Source organism: Pedobacter sp. (assembly GCF_037719805.1).
In the GTDB taxonomy this organism is placed as follows: Bacteria; Bacteroidota; Bacteroidia; order Sphingobacteriales; family Sphingobacteriaceae; genus Pedobacter.
Genome location: NZ_JBBJLZ010000005.1, coordinates 66,108 through 81,080 on the forward strand (window position 1 = coordinate 66,108; position 14,973 = coordinate 81,080).

General features: G+C 37.5%; 15 protein-coding genes and 1 pseudogene. 13 read left to right on the top strand and 3 right to left on the bottom strand.

What is annotated here, in order from left to right; all coding sequences use genetic code 11:
* The first annotated feature begins 137 nt into the window (after window positions 1–137).
* The 3 genes from WKF66_RS16655 (at window position 138) to WKF66_RS16665 (ending at window position 3,596) form a co-directional block, all read left to right on the top strand.
* Window positions 138–749 carry a GIN domain-containing protein gene (locus WKF66_RS16655; RefSeq protein ID WP_489675620.1) on the top strand — a complete coding sequence of 204 codons (612 nt, stop codon included), beginning with the start codon at window positions 138–140 and terminating at the stop codon, window positions 747–749.
* An 829-nt stretch (window positions 750–1,578) separates the two neighbouring features.
* Window positions 1,579–2,604 carry a S41 family peptidase gene (locus WKF66_RS16660; protein ID WP_489675621.1) on the top strand — a complete coding sequence of 342 codons (1,026 nt, stop codon included), beginning with the start codon at window positions 1,579–1,581 and terminating at the stop codon, window positions 2,602–2,604.
* A gap of 374 nt (window positions 2,605–2,978) precedes the next feature.
* On the top strand, window positions 2,979–3,596 hold the full coding sequence (locus WKF66_RS16665; protein WP_489675622.1) for a hypothetical protein: 618 nt from the start codon (window positions 2,979–2,981) through the stop codon (window positions 3,594–3,596).
* A gap of 160 nt (window positions 3,597–3,756) precedes the next feature.
* Here WKF66_RS16665 and WKF66_RS16670 read toward each other — a convergent pair whose 3' ends face one another.
* Together WKF66_RS16670 and WKF66_RS16675 are read right to left on the bottom strand one after the other, a co-directional pair.
* The gene (locus WKF66_RS16670; RefSeq protein ID WP_489675623.1) at window positions 3,757–4,035 is read right to left on the bottom strand and encodes a DUF427 domain-containing protein; all 279 of its coding nucleotides are present in this window, start codon (window positions 4,033–4,035) and stop codon (window positions 3,757–3,759) included.
* Window positions 4,036–4,119: 84 nt separating this feature from the next.
* Window positions 4,120–4,335, bottom strand: a pseudogene (locus WKF66_RS16675) (DUF5694 domain-containing protein); the annotation flags it as partial.
* A 365-nt stretch (window positions 4,336–4,700) separates the two neighbouring features.
* Here WKF66_RS16675 and WKF66_RS16680 point away from each other — a divergent pair.
* Entirely contained in the window at window positions 4,701–5,063 is a 363-nt protein-coding gene (locus WKF66_RS16680; protein ID WP_489675624.1) for a hypothetical protein, read from the top strand.
* A 170-nt stretch (window positions 5,064–5,233) separates the two neighbouring features.
* On the opposite strand, the gene WKF66_RS16685 is transcribed toward WKF66_RS16680, so the two are convergent.
* Window positions 5,234–5,845, bottom strand: a complete 612-nt coding sequence (locus WKF66_RS16685) for a GIN domain-containing protein (protein ID WP_489675625.1) — start codon at window positions 5,843–5,845, stop codon at window positions 5,234–5,236.
* A 621-nt stretch (window positions 5,846–6,466) separates the two neighbouring features.
* Between WKF66_RS16685 and WKF66_RS16690 the strand changes: the two genes are divergently transcribed.
* The 9 genes from WKF66_RS16690 (at window position 6,467) to WKF66_RS16730 (ending at window position 14,651) form a co-directional block, all read left to right on the top strand.
* Entirely contained in the window at window positions 6,467–7,543 is a 1,077-nt protein-coding gene (locus WKF66_RS16690) for a hypothetical protein (RefSeq protein ID WP_489675626.1), read from the top strand.
* A 156-nt stretch (window positions 7,544–7,699) separates the two neighbouring features.
* Window positions 7,700–8,176, top strand: a complete 477-nt coding sequence (locus WKF66_RS16695) for a DinB family protein (protein WP_489675627.1) — start codon at window positions 7,700–7,702, stop codon at window positions 8,174–8,176.
* A 175-nt stretch (window positions 8,177–8,351) separates the two neighbouring features.
* Entirely contained in the window at window positions 8,352–9,119 is a 768-nt protein-coding gene (locus WKF66_RS16700) for an SDR family NAD(P)-dependent oxidoreductase (protein WP_489676153.1), read from the top strand.
* Between the two features lie 30 nt (window positions 9,120–9,149).
* On the top strand, window positions 9,150–10,061 hold the full coding sequence (locus WKF66_RS16705) for a helix-turn-helix domain-containing protein (protein WP_489675628.1): 912 nt from the start codon (window positions 9,150–9,152) through the stop codon (window positions 10,059–10,061).
* Window positions 10,062–10,159: 98 nt separating this feature from the next.
* On the top strand, window positions 10,160–11,125 hold the full coding sequence (locus tag WKF66_RS16710; protein ID WP_489675629.1) for a carboxypeptidase-like regulatory domain-containing protein: 966 nt from the start codon (window positions 10,160–10,162) through the stop codon (window positions 11,123–11,125).
* 4 nt (window positions 11,126–11,129) lie between these two features.
* On the top strand, window positions 11,130–12,068 hold the full coding sequence (locus WKF66_RS16715; protein WP_489675630.1) for a hypothetical protein: 939 nt from the start codon (window positions 11,130–11,132) through the stop codon (window positions 12,066–12,068).
* Between the two features lie 186 nt (window positions 12,069–12,254).
* Window positions 12,255–12,530: a hypothetical protein gene (locus tag WKF66_RS16720; RefSeq protein ID WP_489675631.1), complete on the top strand. Its 276-nt coding sequence runs from the start codon at window positions 12,255–12,257 to the stop codon at window positions 12,528–12,530.
* Entirely contained in the window at window positions 12,499–13,263 is a 765-nt protein-coding gene (locus WKF66_RS16725; RefSeq protein WP_489675632.1) for a DUF3667 domain-containing protein, read from the top strand. The genes WKF66_RS16720 and WKF66_RS16725 overlap by 32 nt, the downstream gene beginning before the upstream one ends.
* A 227-nt stretch (window positions 13,264–13,490) precedes the next feature.
* Window positions 13,491–14,651 carry a glycosyltransferase gene (locus tag WKF66_RS16730; protein WP_489675633.1) on the top strand — a complete coding sequence of 387 codons (1,161 nt, stop codon included), beginning with the start codon at window positions 13,491–13,493 and terminating at the stop codon, window positions 14,649–14,651.
* The last annotated feature ends 322 nt before the right edge of the window (window positions 14,652–14,973 follow it).

The window sequence follows — 14,973 nt, forward strand, 5'->3', positions numbered from 1 at the left end:
CCAGTTCGTCGAGTAATTACAGGCGTTTGTCTAGAGGTTACTCATGCTGGTATATTACGCCGTTTTTGCTTGCAACGTTTCTGTGCTGATGGCGTCTTAATAACAGAAAACAAAGAAAATCTTAAAAACATAAAGACATGAAAAATCTATCCAAAACATTATTTGCAGCAGCATTAACAGCAGTAGTATTATCATCATCAGCTATGACTAGCTTCGCCACTGAGCCAGTTGCAACAGAATTGACAGCATCCTCAGTAGAAGGTTTTAATAAGATCTGGGTGAGCGGTAACGTGAAAATCGTATTGATTCAAGGCAACAAGCAAAGCGTGATAGGCACCAGCAATTATGACTCAACCAAGACGTCAGTGTTAAGCAAAGGACAAACGTTGTACATCAACTCGATGGAATCCAGTCAGGTAACTCTTAACATCACTGTAAGGGATTTGCAAAGGGTAGAAGCGTACGGACAATCAGTAGTGGTAACAAATAATAATTTCGACCTTAAAAACCTTCAATTATTCTTAAATCAAAGTGCAACTGCAAAAATTAAAACAACAGCAGAAAGTTTATATACGGTAGTAAAAGACAATGCATCGTTAAAACTTAATGGTTCAGCAGATAAAAGTACAATGATAGCTGTCAACATGAAAAACGTAAAGTTGGCAGACTTTGCTAGTTTAAAATCTGAATCATTTGCTTCCGAGGAGATTATGACAGCGGATAAAAATGCCATGACGCTATCAAAATAGTAAGTTAGTTTAGTTTTTAGATAAAGTTACAGCTGCCTGGATAGGCAGCTGTTCTTATGAAGAACGTTACAAGAAATAAAGATGTGGTCTTCAAGTCTACAAAACTTTACCAGCCCCTAGTTATAAAGTTTTATATCATGGTATCAGTATATCATAATATAAATATATGCTGATATAATATATTAGACTTAATTCAAGATGGAGATTTATCTTCCTTTTTTGAGACGACTCTTTAGACTTATAATTATCCTTTGACAAAAGTTCATAAGAAGCTGATAAGTAATTATGACATTCAACTATGTAGCAAACAAGACTAGTTTGTCGTTTCAATGCTTAAACACCTAAAGCAAACTCTTAAATGAAAAAATGGACTTTATGGGCTACATCACTATTTTTTATAGCTATTTCTGTAATTATTCTTAACCTCCTATTGGTTCATTCTTCCTCAGTAACAATCCAATCCTTTGCTTGGTTATTAGGGGCTGTTTCTTCTATTATTTTTATAACTGTAGGAATAACGTTAGCAAACAAAGCACTCCGGGGCAAAAAATATAACTGTGAAAGGTATTTTTGATGGAATGCAATTTCTTGATTTGAAACAATGACTCTTTCAATTTATCAAAATGCTTAGGTTTACTTGAAACACAACGAAGTGAAAAGTGAAGAAGTTCCGCCTCTTCTCAAATTATTCCACCGTTTAATGATATTAATTGTAGATTAATGTCAGCGTCAAGCATCAAATTGAATCTTTCACTAATTAAATTGCAAACGATAGGCTCGGCGCCCTATCTGTTGTGTAACCTTTTGTAAAATCTTACGTCTTCCTTACATGAACAGATTTTTTCCAATAGCGCTCTTTCTTTTTCCATGTGTTTTAAAAGCGCAAAGTAACTCGCCAGTGATCGCTGACAGTGTCAAGGCTTACTTAGACAAAAGTTTGCATATTATTGAGGCTAATGCATTAAATAGTAAAAATATTGATTGGAAAGAACTACGCGAGAACATTTATAAAAAGGCTTCGCAAGCAAAACATTATGAAGACATTTTACCCTTATACCCTTATATATTCGAGCAAATTGATGATCATCATGGCAGCTTAAAATATAAAAACACAACATACAGCTGGAACAAACCAGTTAGGGTCAAAGTAAACGAAACTATAAAAGTAGCTACCAAAAAATATTCATTTGTTCGTTCAGAGAAGATTGGAAAAGACATTGGTTACATTTTGATCCCGGGAAACAATGATTTTAGGGGTCATCTTATGGATAGCATTAGCAGAGATATAAAAAATGCTGTTGCCAATATTAACGACTCTAAGATTAAGGGTTGGATTATTGACCTTAGAGTCAATACCGGTGGAAATATGTATCCTATGATTGCTGGATTAACTGAGTTTCTAGGTGAAGGGAGAGTAGGCGGATTCATCACCTCTACTCATCAACCTGATGGGGATTGGATAATTAAAAACGAGACGTTCTATGTAGACTCCGTGAAAGTAACACCCGTGAAGTATGAAGGCTATCCAATAAGGAAAGACGTTCCTATTGCAATTCTAATTAGTGGTAATACCGCAAGTTCCGGAGAGATGACCGCAATCACTACCATTGGCAGGAATAACTCGATACTAATTGGCGAGCCAACCGCAGGCTATACCACCACTAATTTGGGTTTCAAATTAAATGAATACTCAGGTCTTAATTTGGCTGTAGATTATGCCTCTGATAGAAATGGCAAGGTTTATCCTAAGAATATTAATCCAGATATCTTAGTTGCCAACGGCGATAATTTTGAAATTCTTGCTAAGGACGAAAAAGTCAAAAAAGCTATCTCTTGGTTAAGAAAGAACAAATAAGTCCTTTCCTAGTTTTCTTATACTGTCCAGGTGGAATTATTATTATTATTATTTCCCGCATATAACCGGAAAGATATTTGACTTTTTCCCGATTGCAATTATCAGGCATAATGGGAGTGTAACTAGAAGTGTTTTCATAAGTTGCAGTTTTGCTACAGCTGAAACCTGCGCTTAATATCTACTTTTGAATTCTTATATCTTGTAAGCACTACAACTGAAGCCATAAACTGCCAGCAATAATTTGATCTGGAAACAGCACATTTTACTAATATAGAATTTGCCTGATTTACATATACCTTGTTTGCCCTTATTTTCTGTTTAAAGATGTGAAGCTAGTTCCGATAAAATATGTAGATTCCCGTAAATATTTAGACATGACGCCTCTCAAGAAAGTATTACTCGTTACAACCGGACTGTTAATATTGGTATTAGTACTTCGAGAAACCGAGTTACTCGATATCAATTACTATAAAGCGGAATACAAAAGTTCGTTGAATACCAGGTTAAATACCGAGACCACCACTTTTACGTATGATGGGCAGAAGCCAGCACCAAAGTCTACATTAAGACCTAATGACCTTTCTTTTATTATTCTACTTGGAAAGGATACTGTGTACAAGGAAATGAATAAACTGGAGCCAATTATTGTTAGGATTGATTCCTTGACATCCGGGCCGACCTGGATGCCACTTTATAAATCTGCGAAGTTTTCTGCAGTATCATCGTACCAGTTACCTAATGGCGAAAGCAAAAATTCAGCATTTTTATTGGGGTATTCAAAGGCATCACTTTCAGGCGGTCTTAAAATAGAGGGCGACATTAAAATTCAAGGAATATGTTCCCGTAAGGAGGCGCACAAATTAATCCGGAATCATGTGGTAGAAAGTGTAACAGCTTCAACCAAACGGTATTTTGCTAATTCAACGCCAGATTTCCTGGAAGGCATTGCAGTAGTTAATAAAATCCAAGCAATACAGCTTTCAAAAGACTAATAGAAAATCGTCTAAGGCCGAAACTTGTGATAATTTGCACTCTGTGTGCCAGTGCAGGCATGTGATTAGTACATTATTCAATATTAGGAATTGGATGCATAGACAATCAAACTACATGTATATTGTCTTAATGAACGAAAGGACTAAATAGAAATTTAGTTTACAGGACCTTAACGCCCTTCCAAAAAGCAACATAATCTTTGATCTCACTAGCAGCGTCCTTTGGGTTTGGATAATACCAGGCAGCATCCTCATTTTTTTGACCATCCACTACCAAAGTATAGTAAGATGCTTCGCCTTTCCAAGGGCAAGAGGTATGTTTGCTTGAAGCATGAAAAAAGTTTTTATTTATAGATGTTGCAGGAAAATAATGATTATTTTCAATTACAATTGTATCGTTACTTTCTGCTATGATTTGATCGTTCCAGCTCGCTTTCATAATTTTATGATGTTGTAAATATTAACCAAACAGTTTAGAATTTGTTTCAATGGCATCGATTCTAGTAATTAATTGTTTAGGAACTCACCTGAATGAAAACATAATAAAGCACATGTTTTTATATTCTTCGCTTCTTGTAGAAATAATGAGGATCAGGGTAAAGTCGTCATCGTCACGTAAGATACTTTTTAAGGATCCGATATGAGCTAATCCAATGACAAGCAATATCCGTTTAGCCTCAGTTTCCATCTGACAGTTCACAATAGTGGAATATATCTTATAATCTCTGTTTTTGAAAGTTGATGTTAGTTCTAAGCTGTTTCACCTTGTTGGGCGAAGCTGACGAAGGATAGTGATAGTAAGGCAAGGTAAGTAGAAATTTAAAATCCATATCCAGTGGGGATGGTTAAGTTTTATTGTTAGTATCGCGTAGAGGCTATTTGTTCGGGTTTACGACAATTTAGCTAATACACTGATTGGATTGAAATAGACTTGCTGTTTAAGATTAAAAATCACTAATATGTGAAATAAACAACTACATAAATTATAAACGCACCATAAAGTTTTACCGCCTACAATCATGCACCGTTATATATGCCAACCGCGTTAGCGTATTGAATTATGGATCTTTGTATATTGCTGGAGAATTACTAAATGCTCGCAATATGAAATTGTATTCTACTATTTGGCTAACACTTATTATTCCCATTGCTACGCGATTGACTTTCCAAAGCGAGCCAGTAGTTCGTGAGATTTTGACCAGTCAACAGCTTTTCGTAACAATACTAATGCCCTTGACCGGTAAATATAAGAAGACTCGACAGGGATATGAAGCAAGATTACAAGACGCTTTTAAAGTTATTAAATATGAGGACGACTCAACTTATGTGGAACTAGACTGGACACTATGCCCTAATGGCAACTGCCCAGAAATAGGCCAGTTCAAAGAAGGTACGTCTAACTACAAACAAATTGATAGCTTAATCAGATCAATATATAACAATCGGGCCATTATCGATAGTCACTGATTACGAATCCTTTCTCCACAACGGCGAATGTTATTAAATGGAAAAGATAAAATGGCAGGGTACCTGTATGTATACGGGCGGTGTTAGATAGCGGTCCGGGGGTTATTATATTCAAAGAAGCATCAGGTAACTAAACCCGATGCTTCTTAAAACTAGCCTCGCTTATGTTACTATTTCGACAAAATGCTAACCGCAAATTGGGTGGCCATCATGGCTTCAGAAGCATATGATTCTGATCTTAGACTTGCAAAGTCACCTAACTTTACATTTTTCATGTTGCTCGCCACCATGGTGCTTTTATCAGCAGTACCATTTAGTTTAAGCACTGCATTATCTTTTACTACTGTGTATAAACTTCCAGCTGTTGTTTTGATCTTGGCAGTTGCGTTTTGATTCATGAACAATTGAAGGTTTTTAACATTAAAGTTGTTGCTTGTTACCACTACGGATTGCCCGTATGCTTCTACCCTTTGCAAATCCTTTACAGTGATGTTAAGAGTTACCTGACCTGATTCCATCGAGTTGATGTAAAGCGTCTGTCCCTTGCTTAACACTGAAGTCTTGGTCGAATCATAATTGCTGGTCCCTACCACGCTTTGCTTGTCACCTTGAGTCAAAACGATCTTCACGTTACCGCTTACCCAGATCTTGTTAAAACCTTCAACTGAAGGCACTGCTAATTCTGTTGCAACTGGTTCGACTGCGAAAGTTGACATTGCTGATGAGGTTAATACTACTGCTGTTAATGCTGCTGCGAATAATGTTTTTGTTAGAGTTTTCATGTCCTTATGTTTTTAAGATTTTGTTCCGTTTTCTGTTATTAAGACGCTATCAGCACCGAAACGTTGCACGTAAAAACCCTGTAATATACCATCATGAGTAACCTCTAGACCAACGCCTGTAATTTCTCGACGAACAGTAGTAATGACCCACAGACCAACTGCTTTCTATTCTGAGTTACGCTTGAATAAACCAAGCGTCATACCGTTGCCAGTTGCCTTATGGTTATTACTTGAACGAGTTGATAGTTATCATAAACCCATTGCAATATTTATAACAGAATTATGATTTTTGATGATGAGTATTTAATAATTTTTAACTGGCAAGGCAGTTTGTTTTTTACATTATACATCATACGAGCAGAACTTGTCTCAAAAGAAGGAGACCTTTTTTATAAGGTTAGTATAGCAGGGCAGCTGGATTCTGAATTATTTCCCTGTGGACAAATTCTTCTTAAAAAATGAGTCAATATCATGCGTGCTATTTCAACTATAGTCCAGAACAAAATTACGAGCTAAGCCCATTAAATGGCCACTTAAACGTAATTTGCACGACTGAAAATTAGTATGGTCTTCCTTCTTTCTGCATACCTAGACATCCGAGTGTAAACACTAACTTCCAATATGAAAACATTCGCTGTTATTTGTGTTGTCTTACTGCTTTGTGTGGAAACCCAAGCACAGCTCTCGGAGCGCTGGTATCGTTTTTACAACCGGGACAGTACACTGATAGGATTCAAAAATGCCGAAGGGAAAGTATCAGTTGCACCCAGGTTCCAGCCACAGTCAGCCTGGGGTGCATTTCAAAATATCATAGCTGTTCAGGAGAAGCGAGATGGACAATACTTAAATTTTTACCTTACGAAATCTGGAAGGGAAGTCGGGCTGGACAGTGTTCACTATTTCGACAATGGACAAGACTATGAAGAGGAAGGATATATCAGGTTCCGCGACCATAAAACCGACAAAGTTGGACTGTTCAATAAGTTTGGCGACATAGTCATACCTGCTATTTATAATGATTTGACTAGGGTCAACAATGGATTAATTATAGCTCTTTCAGGAGCAGAAAAAGTAAGATCAGAAGATGGGGAACACAGTTCCTGGAGAAATGGTAAATTAATACTGATAGACACTAGTAACAAAGTACTGATGGAAGATTTCAATTCCTATCGAAGCCTAAACCTTTTTTCTCTTAGCATCACCAAAAACCCGCATCCTGATGTTATCAGAAAAAATTTTAAAGCTAAAAACGGAACATACTATTCTTTTATCGACTACAAAAAGGAATTTCTGTCTTGGCTAAAAACAAACGTGTTAAATAATCACAGCAAGGAAAAACTAGGCTCGGCTTTTTACGACAACCTTGCCTATTTCAAACCCGATTCTGGTTGGGTTAGTGAACCCAAAGACACCTATCTTTCACAAAATTATGAGCTCATTATTAAGAAGCTTTTGCAAGTAAATGCAACCGATAGCAGATACAGTATTGCTATTGACGGTCTGAATGGATTGATTTTTAACTCACCTGATTTTGGCCCCTACTATGACGGAAGAAATGAAAGTAAGACAAAATATCCGGTACTTTCGCTCATCTTTGACTATGATGAGATGACGCCGCAACACAAGCAAGACCATTTTGATTTTCTCAGAACAGATGACGGTTATAGGATGATCAGTCTAAGTATCCGTAATCCGTGAAGCCTAGGGAAGTCGGTCTTATTTGGCTTAAATCTATCAAAAAAGCATTCCGATTGTTAAGTAAATATAATAAGTTCACCTATGAGTTCTTCAGATTCAGTAGGTGATAACAGCTAAGAAATTTACAACTCCCTTAATGGGTAACTCAAAACAGTTATGGAAAACGGAAATAACATTCTAATCAAAGAATTAGAAAAACTCTTAAGAGGCGGCGGTGCACATGTTGGATTTAATGAAGTGATAGCTAATTTGCCTGAAAACCTGCTAGGCAAAAGGCCAGACGACTTACCGTACAGCATTTGGCAATTGATCGAGCATCTAAGAATTGCCCAGGCCGACATGCTGGATTTCTGCCAGAACTCCAATTATCAGTCGCTAAACTGGCCGGACGACTATTGGCCAAAAGAACTTGCCCCGAAAGACAAGGACGCTTTTGACGCAAGTGTGCAGGCGTTCCAGGCAGACTTGGAAGCCTTTATTGAGTTGATGCGTAAAAGTGATTTATATACACCATTCCCGCATGGAGATGGGCAAACACTTTTACGGGAAGCTTTGCAGATCGCCGACCATAATGCTTACCATGTGGCCGAGATTGTCGTGATCAGGCGTTTACTCCATGCATGGAAGTCTTAAATCTGGATTAATGTTAAGCATGAGTACGATTTATAATCTGTAACGCCGAGCAACCGACTTTTGAACACAATTGTCCGACATTAGAATACTTAAATTAGATTGCCTTTCGTCAGTTTTGCATCTCAATAAAAGGATCACAATGGATGTAATATTAATCACCGGTGCCACAGGTTGAATTGGAGAGGCAGTTGTAAATAAACTTGCAGAAAGAAAACATGGCCTGTTGCTGGTTGCTCGGAATGCCCAGAAATTAGAAGAACAATGCGTAAAACTCAAAAAAGATTTTGGTATACATGCAGAGTTTATTGCTGCTGATCTGTCAAAAGCGGGTAATGCTCAACGGATTTTTGAAGAAACGCAAAAGCGTGGGTTGAAAGTTATTATGCTGATTAACAATGCAGGTATTGGCTCTGGTGGTGAATTTTCGACACTTACATTGCAGTCGGAATCAGCGCTGATCCAATTAAACATCTCATCTCTAATAGCGCTTACTCATTTATTTCTACCGGATATGCAAAAGCGGAAGGAAGGCAACATAGTCAATGTGGCTTCAATGGCTGCCTTTATGCCTATTCCATATATGGCCACTTATGCTGCCAGTAAGGCGTTCGTAGGGTCATTTACGCAGGCCCTTACCCAGGAATGCGTGCCTCATAACGTCAATGTAATGTTGTTTTGCCCAGGTTTGACGAAGACGAACTTTAACAGTGCAGCAGGTATTGATAATGAGATCGGGAAAGGTCTTAGCTCCGATTATCAAAATGCTCCAACACAAACACCCGAGGAAGTAGCAAATGAGGTAATGAAGGCGCTGGACAAAAATAAGCTGGTTGCAGTGTCCGGGACGATGAACAGGATAGCCGCCAACCTGATTGCGCTGGTTCCCAATGCTTTCATAACGCGAATGTTCGCAAGGTCGTATCGTAAAAAGATGAAAGTTTAATGTGTAAATTTGATCAAACTTACATTTGATATGAGCGATCAAACCCTTAACATCCACCTTGAAACCATATCGAAATTACACGAGGCTGTTGGAATTGCAAAGCCCCGGCACCCGCTCTTCAGCATCATCCGTTTTGAAGATTTCCCGGAATTTAAGAATGAACAACGGATCAGGCTGATATCCGATTTTTATCAGATCACCCTGAAGAAAGAATGCCCCTGTAAAATTCAGTACGGGCAAAACACATTTGACTTTGATGAAGGGGTCATTTCATGCTTTGCACCTAAGCAGGTTAATATTATTGACAAGAACTTTGAACCGGCAACATCAGGCTGGCAGTTATCCATCCATCCCGACTTTCTAAGGACGTATCCCTTAGGCCAAATAATCAGCAAGCTTGGCTTTTTCGATTATAAGATTAATGAAGCTTTGATACTTTCGGACGATGAGCAAAGGTCCTTTGAAAGTATTTTTGAGCATATCGAGAAAGAATACCATTTACCTATAGATAACTTTAGTCAGGACGTTATTATTGCTCATCTTGACGTAGTGTTATCGTACTGTAACCGTTACTACAACCGGCAGTTCATTACCAGAAAAATTAATAACGGCAAGATGCTGGATAAAATTGAAGACCTGCTAAGAAATTGGTTTGATAAACAAAAGACCATAGGCCTGCCAACTGCCCGCTATTTGGCCGCAGAATTAAATTTATCACCCAAATACCTAAGTGATTGCCTGAAACAGCTTACGGGCCAAACCACACAACACCTTATTCATGATAGATTAATAGCGCACGCCAAGGATAAGCTTATTACAACAGAACTTTCTGTGAGTGAAATAGCCTATCAATTAGGATTTGAATATTCACAATCATTCAGTAAATTGTTTAAAAGCAAAACGAATCAAACACCAATGGAATATAGAACTTCGTTCAATTAAATTCCAATGGTCACCCCAGTGACCTGCGCTTGAACCATCTTCCCGAGCCTCACTGAACACTGATTTTACTATTAAACTAATTTTGAGTAACTTAAATTATGTTTAACGCTTTCTCTCTCAAGTCAGGTGTCTTCATTTTGTTATTGTTCGGCTTTAAAGGTGCTGGCGCGCAAACTATCTTTGAAGGACAAGTATTAGATCAATTCTATGAAAAGCCTGTCCCATCAGTGACAGTGGCATTAGTAAAGACAAAGATTGTTACTTTAACAAATCAACAGGGCTATTTTAATATTGAAGCCAATTTGGTATCGCCATCTGACACCTTGGTTTTTAGTTCTATTGGATATGTCACGAAAAGGTTGGCAGTAGCTGATTACACAGCAAATCTGTTTGTTTTACTAACACCAAGTAATACCACTTTGGAAGAAGTAAACATTACAAACAGGAAGTTGAAGATAGAAAGGTTGCGGGATTTTAATAACGGTGATATTGGTACCGGACCCGGAAATCCTCAAAGTAAGCATCAGCTTCAATATGCCTACGCTAAACTTTTTGAGTCAAAACGTTCCAATTTATTATTAAAGCAAATAGACCTCGGCAGGTACATTGCATATGCAATTCCAAGAATTCCGGTTCAGACACTTTTCCTCCTCCATATTATGGATGTTGATTCGAAAACCAATAGTCCGGGGAAAATCATATATACGAAGCAGATACATTTGGAGGACAAGTCCTATTGGGTAACTATCGATCTGTCAAAAGACAATATTGTCATTCCTACCAATCGTTTTTTCATAAGCTTAGAATGGCAGCAAATCCCAATGAATGAAATGGTTAATCTAGGCTTCGTAAATCGACTTTATAAAGTCAAGTCAAATGGTAAACAGCGTTTAGAAGAAGTTTCTGAATATAGGATAAGCTATCAACCAATTTTTACGGGATACTACCGTAGTAAGCCAGCAGTTTCTTATACCAAAACAATTGGTGGTAAGTGGCAAAAGAATAAAGTTGATTTAAAATATGGTGGGCAAGAGCTTGCGTTATCAGTAACGTATAAATATTAAGCTGATGTACAGAATTCTAATTTCCTTGATCATCGTGTTTGCTTGCGATGTTCAGGCTCAAGAAAAACTAAATACCTTTCATGTAGTCGATAGCATCTCGAAGAAGCCTATCCGGTCAGCATCAGTCACTTTAATGAGAGCAAAATTAAGTATGAGTACAGAAAGCGATGGCATATTTATTATCCCGGGAAATCTGAAGTTGTTAAATGATTCTGTTATCATTTATTCACAGGGTTACGGCGTTTTTAGAACACTATTAAACAGGATGGATGGAATGGATTCTATTAAATTAGCTAAGCAACAATTTAAGCTGGATACAACTGATTTGACCGGAAAGCAGGAATCTATCCTTAACCCATTTAAAGTCAAAGATGTGGTCCGATTTACAGGCATTAATACAGCTACTACTCCATTTGAATACCTGCAACTAGCTCAACAATTTTATCTGATAAAACCGGGTGCTCAACTAACAAAAGTCAGAATTAGGCGACTGGCATTCAGTAATATTGACTATTCAAATACGCTTAGTTACAAAGGGATAGATTACGCGAAGTTTAGACTGAGATTTTATGCGGCAGATTCATTACAACCAGGGCCTGGGAGAGAAATCTGTACGGAGATAGTGGAAGTATCAGATCGAGATAATCAGCAAATTAGCGTTGATGTAGAAAAGTATCATATTATGGTTCCTGGTAAGTCTTTCTTCATTGCAGTAGAATGGATCAAAGATTTTGTTAACCAGGGTTTTTCAAATGTGTTCGATCGAAAAACGTATTCAGTGAAGCAATCTGTTAATTTTAGACCGGCCATTGGAATCTTAGATAAACGTGGAAATCAATTGAACATCTGGAGTTTGAATTTGAAAAGGCAATGGAAACCGTTTACGTATTACGCTCCCTACTTTACAGATCTTGCACTAACAGCGATTGTGAAGCAGGAATAGGGTAATCAAACAAAAGACCGAGGGAGTTAGAGAATGGCCTATGATTAACTTTAAAGCTGAAATCTTCTGTCAACGATATGAAAATTTAGAGGAATGACCTTAAAATTAAACTTTTTTGTAAATTGTCCTTGAGTTAAGAAAGGGCTGCATCAATCCATTAAACAGAAAGTACTTCCAAATAAGATTATGAAGAACAATTTATCTGAACAAAGTCTCGAGTCATTAGTAAAACAAAGACAACTGTTGAAAGGTGCTGCTATTGGTTTAGGAATTATATTACTTGTGGCTTTTTGCATTATCATGTACGTAGCAATCAAAAAGCACAACTATGGATTAATGGCCATCTTACCAGGGAGCATGTTAACGCTAATCCCTATACTCATCAGGTCTGGACAAATAAATACTGAAATTAACTCTAGAAAGCCAAATAGTGATAGCAAACCTTCATCAACCGGATCATAATTGTTTAAACTGTCATTATGAGGTATCCGGTAACTATTGCCAAAACTGCGGACAAAAGGCAAGTATACATCGCTATTCATTTAAGCACTTCGTAGAACATGATATTATACATGGGGTATGGCATGTCGACAAAGGTGTGCTCTACACCGTTAAGCAACTTTTCACTAGGCCGGGCTATGCTGTAAGGGAATTCATTCAGGGCGAGCGTGCCCGTTTATTTAATTTCGTTACGCTGATCATTCTTATCCTTGGAGTGTCTGCTCTACTTGCACCCTATATACATATTCGTTTAGCCGACATACTACCATTAGGGGTTAAAGAAACAATGAATGAAGTGGAAGCACTCTCCACTAAATACCCAAAGTTGGTTATTGTGATACTCATCCCTATCTATTCTCTCTTTAGCTGGTTATGGTTTAGGAAAGCGAAACTCAATTACAGTGAACATCTTGTTTTAAACTCCTATAAAACCTCCGCAGAACTTATTATTGGTCTGTTATTTAGCATTATTACTATTATCTATACCAACACTTTCCACCTACTTATAATCTATTACATTATGGTTGTTTTCGGAGGATTTGTTTACAGTGTCTGGTTCTATAGCCAATTCTTTAAAAATTATGCCTATTCAAAAAAAGCATCTATTTTCAGGGCAGTGATGATACCTATATCTTACGTGTTACTGTCTGTTCTTATTGGAATTGTATTCGGTATTATTAAAGCGTTAAGTTAAAACAGGGATTTAGCTTAAAGCTGATTACACTAGATATGGATCTTCCTTAAATAGCAGTAGTTATTCATTCCAGCGTCAAGGCATATCTCCTTGTCGCCTAGCATGGCATTGGCCGTCATGGCTACGATTTCCGGTTGAGGAAATGATAACGAACGAATCGTGATGCTACTGGCTCTAAAATTTAATTAAAAATCTAACTTTGCGCCATTAACAGGATACCATCATTCATGAACTTAAAACGGAGTATTGCGAAGAGAGTAAATAAAATATTTAAGAGAAATGAAGTAGATCCCGCAATAGCGCCAATTTTAAATCTATATAATACAAGCTACGATAAGACGGTATTAGTATCCTATATCACTCTTCCATTCCGAAACGACAATCACTTTATGCACCAGAACTTTATCACTTCTCATATCGTTGCGGAGAGTTTTTCTGAGCTTGGCTATAACGTAGATGTCGTTGAATACCTGGACAGCTATAGTGTCATTGATTTCGACAAGTATGATGTATTTTTTGGAATGGGGATTCCATTTGAAAAGTCTTTTGTTGAAGGCGATAAGAAGCGTCCACATATTGCTTTTATAACAGGAGCCCATCAGGATCTTCATAACAAAATGGCATTGAGAAGTTTAAATCGGTTTTACAAGTTGAGTGAATTATGGCTGCCTGCTGAAGCTAGTGTTTTGCCCCTTAATTCCTATTTTAGTAGTTTTGATTCTGATGCCTCAATTATTTTAGCAAGTGGTTTTATATATGATGATTACAGATCCCGTTATAACGGACGCCTCTATTCTTTAAATAATAATATATTGGGGTCATTTACAGGTTTCAAGAAAAAAACTATAAGTGACCGTAATAAAAATTTTCTTTTTCTAAGCGGCAGATGTGTCATTCAAAAAGGTCTGTCTCATTTTCTCAAAGTAGCAAAAGCTAGAACAGACCTGAATTTCTATATTGTCGTACCTTTCATGGCTGTTGAATTTGAAGACTATTATCGAGATGTCTTGCAAAGCCCTAACGTTTTTCTTCACAAAAACTTAAGCATGGATTCAGCTGAAATGCAAGAAATAATAGAGAAATGTACTTATAGCGTCGCTCCTAGCTATGTTGATGGCTTTCCCGGAGGAACGATCGAGCCAATGTCTGCTGGCCTTATTCCAATCGTTAGCCGCTACTGTGGGTTTCCCGTGAAAGAGTTCATATTTGAAATGGAGGAACTTACTACAGCTTCCTTAGATGCAACAATAAACAGGGTTCTAAGCTTAGATGATAAAAGTTATCAAACCTACAGTAATGCTGTGGCAGCATATGCTTCAAAAGATTTTTCTTTTGACTACGTAAAAGCGGAGCTGACAAACGTTTTAACACAAGAATTAACCAACTAAAGATTGGTTTGCACGTAACGCCATCCACCTTCTGGGTAGCTTGCGTTATCGCTAAAGTTATTATTTATGCACCGGCTCAGATTTGGTCCATCAGAAACCTTGAAAAATGCAAAGCGGGAATTGGGTTTAGTATATTAAGCGATTCACTATATCTGATGTTGGTCAATTCTTTGATCACCAATTCATGGAGGCTTCTTAGCTTGGCAGCAGCAAGGAGTTTTTATGACACCACAACCAAGATGGAATGTTCTAGAATAGATATTTGTTTAATAACTTTCGACAATCTTAGTCTATCTGCTATTAGATGATTAGAAGTTTATAC

Coding starts and splice junctions, on each gene's coding strand:
- WKF66_RS16705 (WP_489675628.1), top strand. CDS start 9,150: ATGAGCGATCAAACCCTTAACATCCACCTTGAAACCATATCGAAATTA.
- WKF66_RS16665 (WP_489675622.1), top strand. CDS start 2,979: ATGACGCCTCTCAAGAAAGTATTACTCGTTACAACCGGACTGTTAATA.
- WKF66_RS16660 (WP_489675621.1), top strand. CDS start 1,579: ATGAACAGATTTTTTCCAATAGCGCTCTTTCTTTTTCCATGTGTTTTA.
- WKF66_RS16720 (WP_489675631.1), top strand. CDS start 12,255: ATGAAGAACAATTTATCTGAACAAAGTCTCGAGTCATTAGTAAAACAA.
- WKF66_RS16730 (WP_489675633.1), top strand. CDS start 13,491: ATGAACTTAAAACGGAGTATTGCGAAGAGAGTAAATAAAATATTTAAG.
- WKF66_RS16710 (WP_489675629.1), top strand. CDS start 10,160: ATGTTTAACGCTTTCTCTCTCAAGTCAGGTGTCTTCATTTTGTTATTG.
- WKF66_RS16655 (WP_489675620.1), top strand. CDS start 138: ATGAAAAATCTATCCAAAACATTATTTGCAGCAGCATTAACAGCAGTA.
- WKF66_RS16670 (WP_489675623.1), bottom strand. CDS start 4,035: ATGAAAGCGAGCTGGAACGATCAAATCATAGCAGAAAGTAACGATACA.
- WKF66_RS16690 (WP_489675626.1), top strand. CDS start 6,467: ATGAAAACATTCGCTGTTATTTGTGTTGTCTTACTGCTTTGTGTGGAA.
- WKF66_RS16695 (WP_489675627.1), top strand. CDS start 7,700: ATGGAAAACGGAAATAACATTCTAATCAAAGAATTAGAAAAACTCTTA.
- WKF66_RS16715 (WP_489675630.1), top strand. CDS start 11,130: ATGTACAGAATTCTAATTTCCTTGATCATCGTGTTTGCTTGCGATGTT.
- WKF66_RS16685 (WP_489675625.1), bottom strand. CDS start 5,845: ATGAAAACTCTAACAAAAACATTATTCGCAGCAGCATTAACAGCAGTA.
- WKF66_RS16680 (WP_489675624.1), top strand. CDS start 4,701: ATGAAATTGTATTCTACTATTTGGCTAACACTTATTATTCCCATTGCT.